Below are 16,959 nucleotides of genomic sequence, written 5' to 3' on the forward strand. Positions count from 1 at the left end.
CCGCCCGTGCCCTCCGATTCGCTCTCCCCCGAGGAACGACAGCAGTACGACCTCGTCTACCACGCCACGAAAAACGCCATCTGGGACGTGCTCGGGACCGCGGTGTACCTGCTGTTTCTGGTGTTCGGCGGGTTCCTCGTGCTGTCCGCCTTCGTGCTCCCGGCGCTGGGTGCGTTCTCGCAGACCGCCGATTCGCCGGTCGTGCTCGGTATCGGCGCGGTCGGGCTGATTCTGCTCGTCGCCATCGGCTACCGAATCGTTCGGCTCCTTCAGTAAGTGACGTACCGGCTCGCGACCTCCCACCGGACCGTGGCGACGACGCCGACCGCGCCGAACAGTACGGCGACGAATGAACCGACTGTCGTCGGGGCGGTGTAGTCGATGGTCGCGTCGAACTCGAACGCGTGGTAGGTGCCGTCGCGCTCGACGAGTCCCGGGAGGTTCCCGGGGTCGTCTTCGAACCGAAGCACCTCGCCGGCGAGGGCGCGGTCCACGGCCCGCTGTTCCGACTGCGAGAGTTCGCTGTACAGCGGGGGAACCGTCTCCGGCGTCTCCGACAGTTGCCCCTCGTATCGATAGCTGTAGTCTTCGTCAGCGACGAAACCGAACCCGAGCACGCCGCCCCCGACGAGCGCAAGCGAGACGAGCAGCGCGGCGAGTTGTATGCGAGTTGCCATGACTGCGCATCCATTGTTGGAAAATTAACTATTGTGGCTCGGTTCCGGTGGTTGGCGGTTGAACGCGTCCGGGACGCGTCGAGACAACGCGTCCGTCCGCCCCCCGTCGGACGCCGCCGCGGTAAACGATTAAGTCCCCCGCGCGTGGTACTTTACTCGATGAGGGAGGACCCCGAAGAGGGGATGCTGTCGTGGGACGAGACGGTGTTCCGCGACGAACACGTCTTCGAAATCGACCACGTTCCGGAGACGTTCAACCACCGCGAGAGCCAACTGCGGAGCCTGAAGTACGCGCTTCGGCCCGCGGTCCGCGGCTCTCGCCCCCTGAACACGATGGTGCGCGGGCCGCCGGGGACGGGCAAGACCACCGCGGTCCAGAAACTGTTCGGCGAGTTGGGCACGCAGTCGGGCGTCCGGACCGTCCGGGTGAACTGCCAGGTCGACTCGACCCGCTACGCGGTGTTCTCGCGCGTCTTCGAGCACATCTTCGAGTACGAACCCCCGTCGTCGGGCATCTCGTTCAAGAAGCTGTTCGGCCAGATAACCGACCGCCTCGTCGAGGACGACGAGGTGCTCGTCGTCGCGCTCGACGACGTGAACTACCTGTTCTACGAGAACGAGGCGTCCGACACGCTCTACTCGCTGTTACGCGCCCACGAGGCGCACTCCGGCGCGCGCATCGGCGTCATCATCATCTCGTCGGACCTCTCGCTCGACGTCATCGACGAACTCGACGGGCGCGTCCAGAGCGTCTTCCGGCCCGAGGAGGTGTTTTTCCCCCGCTACGACGTGGACGAAATCGTCGATATCCTCCGCGGCCGGTCGAAACGCGGTTTCCACGAGGACGTCATCGGCGCGCCCGAACTCGACCAGGTCGCGGAGTTCACCGCCGACAGCGGCGACCTCCGGGTCGGCATCGACCTGCTCCGTCGCGCCGGGCTCCACGCCGAGATGCGCGCCTCCCGCACGGTCGACATGGAGGACGTGGAAGCGGCCTACGACAAGTCGAAGTACGTCCACCTCTCGCGGTGTCTGCAAGGGCTTTCGGACCCCGAGCGCGAACTCGTCCGGGTCGTCGCCGAGTACGACGGCGAGCGCGCCGGCGCGGTGTACGACGCGTTCAACGAGGAGACCGACCTCGGCTACACGCGCTACTCCGAGCTCGTGAACAAACTGGACCAACTGGGCGTCATCGAGGCGCGCTACACCGAAATCGAGGGACGCGGCCGCACCCGCGCCATCTCGCTCGCCTACGACGCGGACGCGGTCTTAGACCGGCTCTGACGCGCCGCGTTCAGGACCATTTTTACTCGCCGACCGAGTCGACTGAGCCATGAAGACTACCGGCGGAACCGACGCGCAGAAGCGCCGCGCCGCGGCGGCGGCGGTCGAAGCGGTCGAAGACGGGACCGTCGTCGGCCTCGGCACCGGCAGCACCACCGCCTTCGCCATCCGCGCCATCGGCGACCGCGTCGCCGACGGCCTTGACGTTCGGGGCGTCCCGACCTCCTTCGCGGCCCGCGAACTCGCCCGCGAGTGCGGCATCCCCGTCGCCGACCTCGACGAGGTGGACGCCATCGACCTCGCTATCGACGGGGCCGACCAGGTGGCGACGACCGACGGCGCGCTCGTCAAGGGCGGCGGCGCGGCCCACGCCCGCGAGAAGGTGGTCGACGCCTTCGCCGACCGATTCCTCGTCATCGCGGACCCCTCGAAGACCGCTGAGACGCTCTCACACGCCGTGCCCATCGAGGTGCTTCCGTCGGCGCGGACGACCGTCGCGGCGGGCGTCTCGGACCTCGGCGGCGAGGCGGCGCTCCGCCGAGCAGAGCGCAAGGACGGCCCCGTCGTCACCGACAACGGGAACCTCGTTCTCGACTGCGAGTTCGGGACGATTTCGGACCCCGAGTCGCTCGCGGCCGCCCTCGCGTCGCTCCCCGGTGCGGTCGAACACGGCATCTTCGTCGGCCTCGCGGACGCGGTCTACGTCGGCACCGACGACGGCGTCGACGTGACCGAGTTCTGACTCGGTTGGTCCGGCGCTCGAACGGGTCTGGGACTGACCGAGTGGTCCGGCGCTCGAACGGACGCCTTCGACCGGCTCGACTCGCGGGGCGAGTCGACTTCCTTCGGGGGGCACAGCCGGCGCTCGTCGGGCGGCGATAAAAGAACGAGAGGTCTAAAGACCGAGTTTACAGGTCGCGGGGCTGGACCGTCTTACGGTCGTTCTGCTCAGCGCGGCGAGCAGCGTCTTCGAGAAGCTCCTTGACTTCCTCGTCGAGAGCGTCGTAGAAGTCCGAGGCCACGTTCTTGTCCTTGAGCGCTTCCTTGACGGCTGCCTTGACAATGAGGTCTGCCATACAGAATGTTCTACCGATTCTCCTTTAATAAACTTTCCTATATTGGACGTTAATACCGCCGGATTTGGGGGTTATGGCGCTTCTATGAGGACGGATTTCTCGGGAACAATCTCCACTTATATATGCTTTGCCCCCGCGAGGGCGGAACGACGGGTATGAGTACGCCTCGGGCCAACGTGCGGGCATGCGCGACATCTTGGAGGCGGTCGCGGACGGTTCGCTCTCGCCCGCCGAGGCCGAGGTACGACTCTCCGGGTACGCGACGACAGACGCCGGACGGTTCGACGCCGCCAGAGAGACCCGGCGCGGCGTCCCCGAAGCGATTCTCGCGGAGGGAAAAACGCCGGACGAGACGGCCACGCTTGCCGTCGCGGCGGTCGAGACCAGCGGCCGGGCGCTCGTCACTCGGGCCGACACCGCCCACGCCGAGGCCGTCGCCGACGCCCTCCCGGACGCCGACATCGACCGCGACGCCCGGGCGAAGACGGTCGTCGCGGCCGCCCCGGAGTTCGAGCGCCCCGACCTCGACGCGACCGTCGCCATCGCCACCGGCGGCACCTCCGACGCCGAGGCCGCGGGCGAGGCGGCCGCCGTCCTCCGCGAGATGGGCGCGGCCGTCGAGCGAATCGAGGACGTGGGCGTCGCCCACCTCGGCCGCGTGCTCGACAACCTCGACACGCTCCGCGAGGCCGACGTGGTCGTCGTCGCCGCCGGCCGCGAGGGCGCGCTCCCCACGGTCGTCGCCGGCCTCGTCGACACGCCGGTCATCGGCCTGCCCGTCTCGACGGGCTACGGCCACGGCGGCGACGGCGAGGCGGCCGTCCTCGGGATGCTCCAGTCGTGTACCGTCCTCTCCGCGGTGAACGTCGACGCCGGCTACATCGCCGGCGCGCAGGCCGGACTCATCGCCCGCGCGGTCGCCGACGCCCGCGGCGACGACGCCTGACCGGGCGCTGTCTGTTCCCTCGTCGTCGACTACTTGTGCCCCTCGTGGTCGTGCGCGATTTCGCGTGCGTACGCACACGCGCGAAGCCCTCATATGGGTGGGGTACCGTGTGGCATACACCGGCTTGGTGGCTGCCGGACCGCAACAATGCCAGTCTGTGACCACTGCGGGTCACACGTCTCCGAGCGCTTCGCACGCGTGTTCGCCGACAAGGACGGTCAGGTTCTCGCCTGTCCCAACTGCTCGGCGAACGCGGGTATCGCGGAGGTCGCTCGACAGCGTGCCCGCACCGCATGACCACTGAAGCGACAAAAGACCACCACGCGAAGCCAACTCCCCGTGCGCGAGGTCGGGCGCAGGGTTCATACCCGCGCCCCTGAACCATTCTCTCGTGCACTTCGTCTACGTCATCGAGTGTAGCGACGGCTCGCTGTACACCGGATACACGACCGACGTGGAGCGACGCGTCGCCGAACACGACGCCGGCGAGGGAGCGAAGTACACCCGCGGCCGGACCCCGGTCGAACTCGTCCACGTCGAGGAGTTCGACTCGAAGTCGGCGGCGATGTCCCGCGAGTACGAGATCAAACAGCTCCGTCGCCGGGAGAAACTGCGACTCGTCGAGTCGTGAGCGAGTCGGGACCGCGTCGGAGTCGCGTCGCGGTCGCGTCGCGGTCGGCGTGTTCCCACCGGGTCGCCGCCGCCGCACGGCCCGACTCTATTTGGTTCGTAACGTAGTTTTTTGCCCCGCCGCGGAGTGGTTCGCGTATGGACGAAATCTCATTCGGGACCGACGGGTGGCGCGCCACGCTGGACACCTTCACCGACGACCGGGTCCGCGTCGTCGGACAGGCGGTCGCGGACTACCTCGCCGACGAGGGGTTCACCGCGCCGGTGCTCGTCGGCTACGACGCCCGCGAGACCTCCCCCGGCTTCGCGGAGTCGCTCGCGGAGGTCGTCGCCGGCAACGGCTTCGACGTGCTCCTGCCGGAGCGGGACTGTCCGACCCCGCTCGTCGCCTACGCCATCGCCGAGCGCGGCCTCTCGGGGGCGCTCATGGTCACGGCCTCGCACAACCCGCCGGAGTACAACGGCGTGAAGTTCATCCCCTCGGACGGCGCGCCGGCGCTCCCCGACGTGACCGACGCGGTCGCCGAGCGACTCGCCGAACCGGACCTCCTGCCCGAGTCCGAGCGCGGCACCGTCGAGCGCGTGGACGTGGTCTCCCCGCACGCCGACCACGCGATGGACCTCGTCGGCGACGACCTCTCGGGTCTCACGGTCGTCTACGACGCCATGCACGGCAGCGGTCGCGGCGTCACCGACGCGCTCCTCGAAGCCGCCGGCGCGGAGGTCGTCCGCCTGCGCTGTGAACGCGACGCCGACTTCGGCGGCATCTCGCCGGAGCCCTCCGCGGATAACCTCGAAGGCCTCGCCGAGGCGATGGCCGAACACGACGCGGACCTCGGGGTCGCCAACGACGGCGACGCCGACCGAATCGCCATCGCCACGCCCGACCGGGGCGTCCTCGACGAGAACCTCTTTTTCGCCGCCGTCTACGACTACCTGCTCGAATCCGACTCCGGGCCGGCCATCCGGACCGTCTCGACCACGTTCCTCATCGACCGCATCGCCGAAGCCCACGGCGAGGAGGTGTTCGAGACCGCGGTCGGCTTCAAGTGGGTCGCCGACGGCATGCGCGAGCACGACGCGCTCATGGGCGGCGAGGAGTCCGGCGGCTTCTCCGTCCGCGGGCACGTCCGCGAGAAGGACGGCGTCCTCATGGGCCTGCTCGCGGCCGCCGCGACCGCCGAGGAGGACTTCGACGCCCGCCTCGACCGCATCGAGGCCGAACACGGCGAAATCGTCGCCGACAAGATAAGCGTCGCCTGCCCCGACTCCGAGAAGGCGCGCGTCATCGACGACCTTGAGGACGTGCTCCCCGAGACGGTCGCCGGCCGCGACATCGCCAAGGTCGTCACGCTCGACGGCTTCAAACTCCTCTTAGAAGACGGCTCGTGGCTCCTCGTCCGCCCCTCGGGGACGGAGCCGAAGATGCGCGTCTACGCGGAAGCCGGGAGCGAAGACGCGGTGTCGTCGCTCCTCGACGCCGGCCGCGAACTCGTCGAACCGCTCGTCTGAGCGGACCGCCCTCAGAGCTCTCGTCTCTCTTCTTCGTCGCCGACCGGCCTGACGACCCCGCGGTACGCCGGCGTGAAAAGCGGGAGCGTCTCCGCGTGCTCGGTCAGCGAGACGCCGTCGCCCGCCGACTCGACGAGGTCCGCGGCCCGAAGCTTCGGCAGGTGGATGTGGACGATGCCGACCTCGGCCTGCTGGACGACCTGCATGTCCACCTCGTCGGGCGGGAGGTCGGTCGTCCGCACCGCGAGGGCGACCGCGAGGTCCCAGACCGTCGCCGGCTCCGACCGGTCGTTGAGATACTCCAGCACGTAGCGGCGCGACGGGTCCGCGAGCGCATCGAAAACGCGGTCCCAATCGGTCAGGATACGGTCGCTCCGGTCTCGCTTTGCCATGGGCTTGACTCCCTAGCCCTTGACGACCGGCGGGTAAATCTGTGTCGGTTGTTAACTATTATCATCTTCCGGAGTCGGCGGCGCGGCCGTCACTCGTCGCGCAGGACGCCGCGAAACCGTCCTTCCCCGCCGTCCCGCTCCTCGATATCGAATCCGAACGACTCGTAGAACGGCCTGACGCCCCCGTCGAAGTCGGCGACGAGTCGGCCCCGACGGTCGAGCGCCGCCCGGACGAGTTCGGTTCCGACGCCCCGACCGCGACGACTCGGCGAGGCGGCCACGGCGTCGACGTAGTCGCCGTCGAGCACCAGCGCGCCGACGACCCGACCTGACGCCTCGGCGACGAGGCAGTCGCCGGCGGCCAGTCGGTCGCGGACCTTGCCCGCGTCGGCTTCCAAAAGCCCGGCGTCGAACACGCGCATCACGGCCACCAGTTCGTCGGGGTCGCCCTCGCGGACTGTGGTGGCGTCGTCGACTCCGTCGGCCGCACGGTCTCTCTCGGTGTCGTCCATGCGCCGACTACCCGCCTTTGATGAGGCGGAGCACCTTCACGCGGTCGACCTCGACGGGCTGGTCTTCGGGGACGGGGCGGCCGTCGACGAGGACGGTCACCTCGTGGGGGCTGAGGTCCACCGCCCGCACGAGGTCCGCGTAGGTCCCGCCGTCGCCGACGGCGACCTCGCTGGTCTCCTCGCCGACGACCTCGACGGTCACGTTCATGGTCGCTCGTGGGTCGGGCGCGGGTTTCAGTCCGTCGGCTCGGCGTCGGCCGAGGGCGCTCTCCGTCTCGCACGGTTTATGTGCGGGGCGGTCGGTAGAACGGATATGAGCGAGGCCGCGGAGTCGGGCGACGCCCCGGCGGGTCGTGAAATCTGGATCGAGAAGTACCGACCGCAGACGTTCGACGACGTCTACGGACAGGACGACATCGTCGAGCGCCTGCGCAGCTACATCGAGCGCGACGATCTGCCGCACCTCCTGTTCGCGGGGCCGGCGGGCGTCGGCAAGACCACCTCCGCGACGGCCATCGCCCGCGCCATCTACGGCGACGACTGGCGCGGCAACTTCCTCGAACTCAACGCCTCCGACGAGCGCGGCATCGACGTGGTCCGCGACCGCATCAAGAACTTCGCGCGCTCGTCGTTCGGCGGCCACGACTACCGCGTCATCTTCCTCGACGAGGCCGACTCGCTGACGAACGACGCGCAGTCGGCGCTCCGCCGGACGATGGAGCAGTTCTCCGACAACACGCGCTTCATCCTCTCGTGTAACTACTCCTCGAAGATTATCGACCCCATCCAGTCGCGCTGCGCGGTGTTCCGATTTTCCCCGCTCGGCGACGACGCCGTCGCCGAACAGGTCCGCGACATCGCCGCGGCCGAGGACATCGAGGTCACCGAGGACGGTCTCGACGCGCTCGTCTACGCCGCCGGCGGCGACATGCGACGCGCCATCAACTCCCTGCAGGCCGCCGCGACGACCGGCGAGGTCGTCGACGAGGAGGCCGTCTACATGATTACCTCGACCGCCCGCCCCGAGGACATCGAGAAGATGGTCCGGGACGCCATCGACGGCGAGTTCACGGCCGCGCGCAAGCAGTTGGAGACGCTCATCGTCGACACCGGGATGGCCGGCGGCGACATCATCGACCAGCTCCACCGCTCGGTCTGGGAGTTCGACCTCGACGAGCGCGAGGCCGTCCGCCTCATGGAGCGCATCGGCGAGGCCGACTACCGCATCTCCGAGGGGGCGAACGAGCAGGTCCAACTCGAAGCGCTCCTCGCGTCGCTCGCGCTCTCGCAGAACTGAACTCGGTACACTGAACCGGCCGCGCCGACCGCCGCGGTCCCCGGTCGTCTCCGGTCTCTCCGCTCGTTTTCACTCGCCCGTCACGCCCGGAACTCGAAGCGCGCGCCGCCCGCGGTCCCGGAGGTCACGACAGCCGACCAGCCGTGGGCCTCGGCGATGGATTCGACGATGGCGAGGCCGTAGCCGATGCCGTCGTCGCCGGTCGTCTCGCCCGGTTCGAACACCTCGTCGCGGCGCTCGGGCTCGATGCCCGGGCCGTCGTCTTCGACGTAGAAGCCGCCGTCGACGCCGCCGACCTCGACGCGCACGTCGCGACCGCCGTGTTCGACGGCGTCACCAGACGCAGTCTGGTTGCCCGTGGAACCATGTTCCACGGCGTTCCGAAACAGGTTCGCCAGCAGTTCGACGAGGCGGTCCTCGTCGGCGTCGACGACGACCGACTGGCAGGTGACCAACTCGGCGTCGGCGGTCTCGGTCGTCGCCCACGCCTGCCGGGCGACCGCCCCGAGGTCGACCCGCTCGGTCTCGTCGACCAGTTGGCCGCGGCGGGCGAGCGACAGCAGGTCGTCGATGAGCTGTTCCATCTGTTCGAGCGCCCGCTCGGCGGTGTCGAACCGCGTCTCCTCGCCGGTCTCGCGGGCGAGGTCGAGGTTTCCGCGGGCGACCGAAAGCGGGTTCCGCAGGTCGTGGCTCACGATGTTCGCGAACTCTTCGAGCCGTTCGTTCTGTCGCTCTAGCTCGCTTTCGCGGGTCTTCCGCTCCGTGATGTCGGTGTAGATGGCGTACCCCGCCCCGCGCTCCTCGCCGGGCGACAGCGGGACGACGTTCAGGATGAACTCGCGGACGCCGTCGTCGGTTCGGCGGCGGACCTCGCCGCGGTAGCTCTCGCCGGCGGCGACGAGGAGTTCGGGGATGGTCTCGTCGGCCCCCGGCTCCGGCACCGGGTCCGGGTCCGGCTCCGGCGGGACGATTCGCCCGAGGAGGTCGCTTCCGACCACGTCGGCGGCGTCGTAGCCGAACGCCGACTGGAACGCCCGGTTCACGTCGCGAACGGTGACCGCGCCGGCTTCCACGTCGTAGGCGACGGCGGCGTCGGAGACGTGTTCGAACAGCGCCGTCGAGCGGTCGCGCTCGTCTCTGAGCCGCGACTCGGCGCGGATGCGCTCGGCGGTGACCACGACGTGCGCCATGAGGAGTTCGGTCAGTTCGGCGTCCCGCTCGTCGAACGCGGCGGGCGTGAACGCGGTCGCCTGAAAGACGCCGATGTCGCCGATTGGAACGCTCAGGACGGCGCGGTACATCCGCTTGACCGGCCGCGCCTCGGGGTGGTCGCGCACGTCGTCCGTGATGTCCGTGGTCCCAGACAGGAACACCTCGGCCGCGATGCCGCCGTCGTCGAGCGGGACGCGCTCCGCGCCGTCGGCCGGCGCGTCCGACGAGATGGCCGCCGGGACGATGTAGCCGTCCTCGACGACGCCCACGTAGCTGATGTCGAACTCAAGGATGTCGTCGGTGATTTCGACGGTCTGCTCGAACAGTTCGTCGAGGCTCGTCGCCGCGGCCAGTTCGGTGGCCCCTCGGTGGAGTCGCTCTATCTGCTCGCGGCTCTTTCTGAGGGCGGCTTCGGACTCGATGCGGCTCCTCGTCTCGGAGACGTAGGATACGAGGAGTTCGGCCAGCGTGAGGTCGGTCTCGTCGTACGCGCCGACCTCGTTGGAGATGGCTTGGAACACCCCGTCGTCGCCCGCGGGGACGCTCACCGCCGAGCGATAGGCGGAGTCGTTGGGGTCGGCTTCCGGGTGGTCGCGCACGTCGTCCACGAGAAACGAGCGTTTGGTTCGGTGCGTCTCCCCGAGCAGGCCCATGTCGCTGGGTATCGGGCCCAGTCCGGCCATGTCGTCGTTGTTGGCGACGACGTAGAACCCCTCGCCGTCGTGGCGGAAAAACGAGGTGTTGTCGAATTCGAGGATGTCCTCGGTGAGTCCGATGGCGCGTTCGTACAGTTCCTCGACCGTCTCGGCGGCGATGAGCTCCGTCGTCCCCTCGTAGAGCCGTTTGAGGCGGTCCCACTCGGGGTCGTTCCTCGGCTCCACCGCCCGCTCGGCGTCCCGCCCCGAGCCCGCGTCGTCGGCGGACGCGAGCAGCCAGCGGACCTGCGATTCGAGCGCCGCGCGGTCGCCGCGGCTGACGTAGGCGTCGAATCGCTCGGGCCGCTCGACGTCCTCGGGCGGCGCGTCGGTGTACAGCACCGTCGGCACGTCGCAGGGAACCTCCGCGTCCGGGCCCGTGACGACGACGCACGCCGCGTCGCTCGGGGCGCTCTCGTCACTCGGTGACGCCACCGTGACCCCGTCGCCGAGGTCGATATCGTCGGAGTCGTCGTCCACGAAAACCGTTGGGTCCCTCGCGTGCACAGCAGTCCTCCTATCGAACGGCAACGAGAACTATAATCGTTGCGGCATGTTCCCAATAAGCAAGAACACGCCGCGAGCCGTTTGAATCGGCCGTGAGACACGACCCTGCCGTCTGATTACTCAGTTTAGCGACCAGAAACCGTAGTTGAGCGCGGCGGCAAAGCACGTCCACAGGAGATAGGGGACGAGGAGGGCGGCGGCCCGTCGGTCGACGGCGACGAACTCGCGCATCGTCGCCAGAATCGCCGCGAGGAGGACGACGATGACGGCGAGACCCGCCGCGGGCGACTGCAGGCCGAAGAACGCCGCGGACCACGCGACATTGACGACGAGGTGACCGACGAAGACGGCGAGCGCGCGCTCGCGGCGGGGGTGGTCGCGCCGGGAGACGAGCCACGCGGCGACGCCCATCAGGGTGAAAAGCGTCACCCAGACCGGGCCGAACACCCAGTTCGGGGGGGCGAACCACGGGCGAGCGAGCGTCGCGTACCACGACCCCACGGCGGTGACGGTGAAGACGCTCCCGAGCGCGCCGGCGAGTTGCGCGAGGACGACCCACGCGAGCAGTTCGACCGCGGGCCGCCGCCGGAGTGAAGCGAGTTCCATACCCCTCGTACGCTCGGGAGGGAAAAGAACGACGCGGCCCGTGCGGGCGAAATTGTGGGGAATCGGGCGTCTGCGTCCATTTCCCGGAACTGTTTTACCCGACGGTAGACCAGAGTTTGGCAATGAGCGAACTCGAAGCGGAGTACCGCCTCGACTACTTCGAGGAGGAGGGCTTCTACCGGAAGCAGTGCCCCGTGACGGGCGTCCACTTCTGGACACGAGACCCCGACCGCGAGACCTGCGGTGAACCGCCCGCCGACGACTACACCTTCATCGACAACCCCGGCTTCGACGAGGAGTACACTCTCGAAGAGATGCGCGAGAAGTTCCTCTCTTTCTTCGAGGAACACGACCACGAGCGCATCGACCCCTACCCGGTCGCCGCGAACCGCTGGCGCGACGACGTGCTCTTGACGCAGGCATCTATCTACGACTTCCAGCCGCTCGTCACGTCCGGCGAGACGCCGCCGCCGGCCAACCCGCTGACTGTCTCCCAGCCTTGCATCCGGATGCAGGACATCGACAACGTGGGCAAGACCGGTCGCCACACGATGGCCTTCGAGATGATGGCGCACCACGCGTTCAACGCCCGCGAAGAGGCGGGTGACAAGTACGCCTACTCGGGCGAAGTCTACTGGAAGGACGAGACGGTCCGCCTCTGCGACGAGTTCTTCGAGTCGCTCGGCGCGGACATCTCCGAAATCACCTACATCGAGGACCCGTGGGTCGGCGGCGGCAACGCCGGTCCCGCCTTCGAAGTCCTCTACCGCGGCGCGGAACTCGCCACCCTCGTTTTCATGTCGATGAAGCAGGACCCCGAAGGCGAGTACGAACTCAAGGACGGCAACACCTACTCGCCGATGGACACCTACATCGTCGACACCGGCTACGGGCTCGAACGGTGGACGTGGGTGTCACAGGGGACGCCGACGGTGTACGAGGCCGTCTACCCCGACATGATAGAGTTCCTGAAGGACAACGTCGGCATCGAGCACACCGAAGAGGAGGAGGAACTCATCCACCGCGCGGCGAAGCTCTCTGGCCACCTCGACATCGACGAAATCGACGACCTCGCCACCGCGCGCGCCGGCGTCGCGGGCGAACTCGGCGTCGACGAGGCCGAACTCACCGCGTTGCTCCGCCCGCTCGAAGACATCTACGCCATCGCGGACCACTGCCGCACGCTCGCGTACATGTTCGGCGACGGCATCGTCCCCTCGAACGTCGGGACGGGCTACCTCGCCCGCATGGTCCTCCGACGCACGAAGCGCCTCGTGGACAACCTCGGCGTCGACGCCCCGCTCGACGAGCTCGTGGACATGCAGGCCGAGCGGCTGGACTACCAGAACCGCGACACCATCCGCGACATCGTCCGCAGTGAGGAGCGCAAGTACAGAAAGACGCTCGAACGCGGCTCCCGCAAGGTCCAACAGCTCGCCGACGACTACGCCGACAAGGACGAACCCATCCCGGTCGACGAACTCATCGAGCTGTACGACTCCCACGGCATCCAGCCCGACATGGTGCAGGAAATCGCCGAGGAGCGCGGCGCGACCGTCGACATCCCCGACGACTTCTACTCGCTCGTCGCCGACCGCCACGAGCAGGTCGACGGCGAGGAGGACGCCGAGGAGCGCGACGACCGCCTCGGGGACCTCCCGGCGACGGACAAGCTCTACTACGACGACCAGGAGCGCACCGAGTTCGAGGCCGTCGTCCTCGACGTGTTCGAGCGCGAGGAGGGCTACGACGTGGTCCTCGACCAGACGATGTTCTACCCCGAAGGCGGCGGACAGCCCGCCGACCACGGCTCGCTCGCCACCGACGACACGACCGTCGAGGTGACCGACGTGCAGATCGTGGGCGACGTGGTGCTCCACCGCACCGACGAGGACCCCGGTAAGGGCGAGTTCGTCCGCGGCCAGCTCGACGCCGAGCGCCGCCGTCGGCTCATGCGCCACCACACGGCGACCCACGTTATCGGCCACGCCATCCGGACGGTCCTCGGCGACCACATCCGGCAGGCCGGCGCGTCGAAGGGCGTCGACCGCTCGCGGCTCGACGTGACCCACTACGAGCGCATCACCCGCGAAGAGGTAAAGCAGATAGAGCGCGTCGCCAACGAAATCGTGATGCAGAACATCCCGGTCAAACAGGAGTGGCCGGACCGCCGCGACGCCGAGAAGAAGTACGGCTTCGACCTCTATCAGGGCGGCATCCCGCCGGGCGAGCAGATTCGCCTCATCCACGTCGGCACCGACGTGCAGGCCTGCGGCGGTACCCACGTCAAGCGCACCGGCGACATCGGGGCCATCAAGGTGCTGACGACGGAGCCCGTCCAAGACGGCGTCGAGCGCGTCGCCTTCGCGGCGGGCGACGCGGCCATCGAGGCCACCCAGCGCACCGAGGACGCGCTGTACGGCGCGGCCGACGTGCTCGACGTGAACCCCGCGGACGTGCCCGAGACGGCCGAGCGCTTCTTCACCGAGTGGAAGGAGCGCGGCAAGACCATCGACCGCCTGAAGACGGAGCTCGCCGAGGCGCGCGCCGCGGCCGGCGCGGACGAAATCGACATCGACGGCACGCCCGTCGTCGTCCACTCCGGCGACCGCGTCCCGACGCAGAAACAGGACGCCTACAAGCACGTCCTCGACGAACTCGGCGTCCGCACGGAACTCGACCCCGAGGAGTCCGCCGACATGGTCGACGACACCGGCTTCGGCTTCTACTACCAGCCGCGATTTAACCCCGCCATCCACGCCCTCTGGGAGCGCCGCGACAACATGGGCGTCCGGACGTTCGTCAACACCATCGAGACCATCGCCAACCCCGCGAACGCCTCGGTCCACCTCGGGTCGTTCTATCACCTCGCGTTCGCCAAGAAGATGGTCGACACCTTCGAGGAAAGCGAGCACCACGACCTCGACCGCGTGCTCATGTTCCAGGGGATGGAGGGCTACGACGACATCCGCCCCGGCTACACGAAGGTCGCCGAGTGGACCGCCGGCGACGACGGCGAGGCCACCTTCGACGACTTCGACATCGAGACCGCCGAGTACGGCATGGACTTCGAGTACGACGACCTCGGCGTCGACGAGGACGACGTGGCCGGCGACTCCGCCGACATCACCGAAGCCGTGCTCGCCGGCGACCGCGAGGACCGCTTCGCCGACGCCGTCGCCCTCAACGCGGCGCTCCGCATCTACGCCCGCGAGGACGCCGAAACCATCGACGAGGGACTGGAGATGGCCCGCGACGCCATCGCCTCCGGCGACGCGGAAGCGGTGCTCGAAGACCTGCGCGCGTTCTGAACTCGCGGCCGACTCGAACGCTTTCTGTTCAACACGTCGGTCCCTCTTGTTCGACTGAACCGCCGTTCTCTATATGTCGAGGTCGCCGTCGGTCTCGTCGAACGGGTCGTCACCGTCGGCGTCGGCCTCGCCGTCGTCCAGCGGGAGCGCGATGCCGACGAGCGTCTCGCCGGCCGTGACGGTGGCCTCGCGGGCGATGGAGTAGACGATGCCCGCGCGCTCGGCTTCGACCTCCTGCAACACCTCGTAGGTGGTCGGGTCGTACACCCAGCCGAGGTGGTCGCCGGGGCGGACCTCGCGGGCGAGTTCGACGTCCTCGCGGGCGACGAACAGCCCCGAGGCGTCGGCTTTCACGCGGCCGAGGTGGTTGCGGTAGGTGCGGCCGTCCCACGGCTCGACCGCGCCCGAGAGGATGCCCATGTCGCGGCAGACGTTGAGGACGCCCTCGACGCCGGCGACGACGGCCGGCTCGACGAGCTGTTTGTTGTGGGCGAGTTCGGGCGTGATGGAGGGGATGCCCGCGTTCGTGGCCGCGACGCGGAGTTTGCCGTCGAAGCTCCGTTCGGTCCACTCGTCGTCGGCCTCGTCGCCCGCGGCCTCCGCGAGGAGGATGTCGACGCCGAACGCCCGCGCGAGGTCGCGGGAGGACTCGTCGCCCCGGAGGTAGACGGTGTGGGTGAGCATGTCCGGGCTCCCGGTGTGGAGGTCGACGATGGCGTCGGAATCGCTGATGTACTCCCAGAGCTTCGCGGCCATGCGCTGGTGGAGCGAGCCCTCGGCGTCGCCCGGCCAGACGCGGTTCATGTTGGAGTTGACGGAGTCGAGCACCTCGGGGGTGACGTAGGAGACGCGGTCGAACGTCAGCGGGTCGGCGACGGGGACGGCGACGACGCGCCCCGAGAGCTCCGCGCGTTCGAGGCGGCCGTGCAGTCGGCGGAGCACTTCGGTACCGTTGATTTCGCGCCCGTGTTGGGCGGCCTGCACGTAGAGCGTCGGGCCGTCGGTCCCGTCTGCTGGTTCGTAGGTGTGAACTGTCGTCTGTACCGGGACGCCGGAGGGGAGGCGGGTGAGCGTCACGGTCTCCGCGGTGTGCATATCCGACGCATCGCGGTGGGGTGTCTTGTAGTTAGGGGAGCGAGAAAGACAGACGGCGTGGGGCGGCCGTCAGTTCCGGTCGTCCGAGGTGTCGATGCCGAACGGGAGATACAGCGGGCACGTTCGCCGGAACCCGGTCACGAGCAGGACGACGCCGACGGCGGCGACGAACGCGACACCGAGCGCCGCGGGAACCGGCCCGAACCCGAGGCGGCACGGTTTTTACTCGGCCGCCCGACGGGGCGAGTATGAGCGACAACCCAACGGCCACGCTCCACACGAACAAGGGCGACATCACGGTCGAACTCTTCGAGGACAAGGTCCCGAACACGGTCGAGAACTTCGTCGGCCTCGCCACGGGCGAAAAGACGTGGGTCCATCCCGAGACCGACGAGACGATGGAGGGCGAGCCCCTCTACGAGGACATCCTCTTCCACCGCATCATCTCGGACTTCATGATTCAGGGCGGCGACCCGACCGGAACCGGTCGCGGCGGCCCCGGCTACACCTTCGACGACGAGTTCCACTCGGACCTCAGCCACGACGGCCCCGGCGTGCTCTCGATGGCGAACCGCGGCCCCAACACGAACGGCTCGCAGTTCTTCATCACGCTCGACGCCCAGCCCCACCTCGACGGCAAGCACGCCGTCTTCGGGAAGGTCACGGACGGCATGGACGTCGTCGAGGACATCGGCTCGGTCCCGACCGACCGCAACGACAAGCCGGTGTCCGACGTGGTCCTCGAATCGGTCGACGTCGAGCAGTAAGCGCCGCGAGCACCGAGACGCGACCGAGCGCGCCGGACGCTACCCGCTCGCGTTCGTCGCGGGGGCGACGGTCCGGCCGCCGGTCGACCCGTCGGCGCGGTCGAGCCACGCCGGTCGCGTGACCGTCGTCTCGCCGACCGCGTCGTACGCGAACCAGACCTCGACGCCGAGGCCGTCGCGGGTCTCGTAGGTGACGCGCATCGAGCGGACGAAGCCGCCTTCTTCGACGATCGCTTCGACCCGATAGTCGCGCGACCGCGGGAAGTCGGTGCCGCGGCCCCGAACTCGGTACAGCGCGGTCCCGCTTTCGGCGGTCGCGTCGGTCACGCTCTCTACGCGCGTCACGCTCGTCTCGTCGGTCGAGAGGTACCACTCGACGTAGCGGGCGGCGCGCGAGGCCTGCCGTCCCGGGCCGTCGCGCACGTCGGGGTCGAGGCCGC

General features: G+C 68.6%; 18 protein-coding genes and 2 pseudogenes. 10 read left to right on the forward strand and 10 right to left on the reverse strand.

What is annotated here, in order from left to right; genetic code table 11:
- Positions 1-6 precede the first annotated feature (6 nt).
- Positions 7-276, forward strand: coding sequence for a hypothetical protein (locus tag BN996_RS04025; protein ID WP_089777258.1), 270 nt, complete (start codon positions 7-9; stop codon positions 274-276).
- Here BN996_RS04025 and BN996_RS04030 read toward each other — a convergent pair.
- The gene (locus BN996_RS04030) at positions 270-677 is read right to left on the reverse strand and encodes a DUF7979 domain-containing protein (RefSeq protein ID WP_089777259.1); all 408 of its coding nucleotides are present in this window, start codon (positions 675-677) and stop codon (positions 270-272) included. The genes BN996_RS04025 and BN996_RS04030 overlap by 7 nt on opposite strands.
- Before the next feature lie 159 nt (positions 678-836).
- On the opposite strand from BN996_RS04030, the gene BN996_RS04035 reads away from it, so the two are divergent.
- Positions 837-1,961, forward strand: a complete 1,125-nt coding sequence (locus tag BN996_RS04035) for an ORC1-type DNA replication protein (protein WP_089777260.1) — start codon at positions 837-839, stop codon at positions 1,959-1,961.
- A 49-nt stretch (positions 1,962-2,010) separates the two neighbouring features.
- A complete protein-coding gene (gene rpiA, locus BN996_RS04040; RefSeq protein ID WP_089777261.1) occupies positions 2,011-2,703 on the forward strand; it encodes a ribose-5-phosphate isomerase RpiA in 693 nt (230 codons plus the stop codon).
- Positions 2,704-2,869: 166 nt separating this feature from the next.
- Here rpiA and BN996_RS04045 read toward each other — a convergent pair whose 3' ends face one another.
- Positions 2,870-3,037, reverse strand: a complete 168-nt coding sequence (locus BN996_RS04045) for a DUF1931 family protein (RefSeq protein ID WP_004045310.1) — start codon at positions 3,035-3,037, stop codon at positions 2,870-2,872.
- 184 nt (positions 3,038-3,221) lie between these two features.
- Here BN996_RS04045 and larB point away from each other — a divergent pair, with 184 nt between their 5' ends.
- The 4 genes from larB (at position 3,222) to BN996_RS04060 (ending at position 6,125) form a co-directional block, all read left to right on the forward strand.
- Entirely contained in the window at positions 3,222-3,983 is a 762-nt protein-coding gene (gene larB, locus BN996_RS04050; protein WP_089777262.1) for a nickel pincer cofactor biosynthesis protein LarB, read from the forward strand.
- A 147-nt stretch (positions 3,984-4,130) separates the two neighbouring features.
- Complete coding sequence (locus BN996_RS20885; RefSeq protein WP_187367346.1) at positions 4,131-4,280, forward strand: DUF7563 family protein; 150 nt, start codon at positions 4,131-4,133, stop codon at positions 4,278-4,280.
- A 94-nt stretch (positions 4,281-4,374) separates the two neighbouring features.
- Positions 4,375-4,614, forward strand: coding sequence for a GIY-YIG nuclease family protein (locus BN996_RS04055; RefSeq protein WP_089777263.1), 240 nt, complete (start codon positions 4,375-4,377; stop codon positions 4,612-4,614).
- 137 nt (positions 4,615-4,751) lie between these two features.
- A complete protein-coding gene (locus tag BN996_RS04060; RefSeq protein WP_089777264.1) occupies positions 4,752-6,125 on the forward strand; it encodes a phosphoglucomutase/phosphomannomutase family protein in 1,374 nt (457 codons plus the stop codon).
- 11 nt (positions 6,126-6,136) lie between these two features.
- Here BN996_RS04060 and BN996_RS04065 read toward each other — a convergent pair whose 3' ends face one another.
- The 3 genes from BN996_RS04065 to samp2 form a co-directional block, all read right to left on the reverse strand.
- Positions 6,137-6,517, reverse strand: a complete 381-nt coding sequence (locus BN996_RS04065) for a DUF7344 domain-containing protein (RefSeq protein ID WP_089777265.1) — start codon at positions 6,515-6,517, stop codon at positions 6,137-6,139.
- Between the two features lie 89 nt (positions 6,518-6,606).
- Positions 6,607-7,029 (reverse strand): GNAT family N-acetyltransferase, encoded by a 423-nt coding sequence (locus BN996_RS04070; RefSeq protein WP_089777266.1) that lies wholly within the window; start codon positions 7,027-7,029, stop codon positions 6,607-6,609.
- 7 nt (positions 7,030-7,036) lie between these two features.
- Positions 7,037-7,237, reverse strand: a complete 201-nt coding sequence (gene samp2, locus BN996_RS04075) for a ubiquitin-like small modifier protein SAMP2 (protein ID WP_004973827.1) — start codon at positions 7,235-7,237, stop codon at positions 7,037-7,039.
- Between the two features lie 105 nt (positions 7,238-7,342).
- On the opposite strand from samp2, the gene BN996_RS04080 reads away from it, so the two are divergent.
- The gene (locus BN996_RS04080) at positions 7,343-8,326 is read left to right on the forward strand and encodes a replication factor C small subunit (protein ID WP_089777267.1); all 984 of its coding nucleotides are present in this window, start codon (positions 7,343-7,345) and stop codon (positions 8,324-8,326) included.
- A gap of 80 nt (positions 8,327-8,406) precedes the next feature.
- On the opposite strand, the gene BN996_RS04085 is transcribed toward BN996_RS04080, so the two are convergent.
- Entirely contained in the window at positions 8,407-10,713 is a 2,307-nt protein-coding gene (locus tag BN996_RS04085; RefSeq protein ID WP_193310922.1) for a GAF domain-containing sensor histidine kinase, read from the reverse strand.
- 147 nt (positions 10,714-10,860) lie between these two features.
- Positions 10,861-11,346, reverse strand: a complete 486-nt coding sequence (locus tag BN996_RS04090; RefSeq protein WP_089777269.1) for a TspO/MBR family protein — start codon at positions 11,344-11,346, stop codon at positions 10,861-10,863.
- Positions 11,347-11,468: 122 nt separating this feature from the next.
- Between BN996_RS04090 and alaS the strand changes: the two genes are divergently transcribed.
- On the forward strand, positions 11,469-14,657 hold the full coding sequence (gene alaS, locus BN996_RS04095; RefSeq protein WP_089777270.1) for an alanine--tRNA ligase: 3,189 nt from the start codon (positions 11,469-11,471) through the stop codon (positions 14,655-14,657).
- Positions 14,658-14,726: 69 nt separating this feature from the next.
- Here alaS and BN996_RS04100 read toward each other — a convergent pair whose 3' ends face one another.
- Positions 14,727-15,752 (reverse strand): succinylglutamate desuccinylase/aspartoacylase family protein, encoded by a 1,026-nt coding sequence (locus tag BN996_RS04100; RefSeq protein ID WP_089777271.1) that lies wholly within the window; start codon positions 15,750-15,752, stop codon positions 14,727-14,729.
- A gap of 69 nt (positions 15,753-15,821) precedes the next feature.
- Positions 15,822-15,926 (reverse strand): annotated as a pseudogene (locus BN996_RS20625) (YgaP-like transmembrane domain); the annotation flags it as partial.
- Between the two features lie 74 nt (positions 15,927-16,000).
- On the opposite strand from BN996_RS20625, the gene BN996_RS04110 reads away from it, so the two are divergent.
- Positions 16,001-16,519, forward strand: a complete 519-nt coding sequence (locus BN996_RS04110; protein ID WP_058566607.1) for a peptidylprolyl isomerase — start codon at positions 16,001-16,003, stop codon at positions 16,517-16,519.
- A gap of 39 nt (positions 16,520-16,558) precedes the next feature.
- Here the strand turns inward: BN996_RS04110 and BN996_RS04115 are convergent.
- Positions 16,559-16,959: pseudogene (locus BN996_RS04115) on the reverse strand (hypothetical protein); the annotation flags it as partial.

This window comes from Haloferax massiliensis (genome assembly GCF_001368915.1).
Classification (GTDB): domain Archaea; phylum Halobacteriota; class Halobacteria; order Halobacteriales; family Haloferacaceae; genus Haloferax; species Haloferax massiliensis.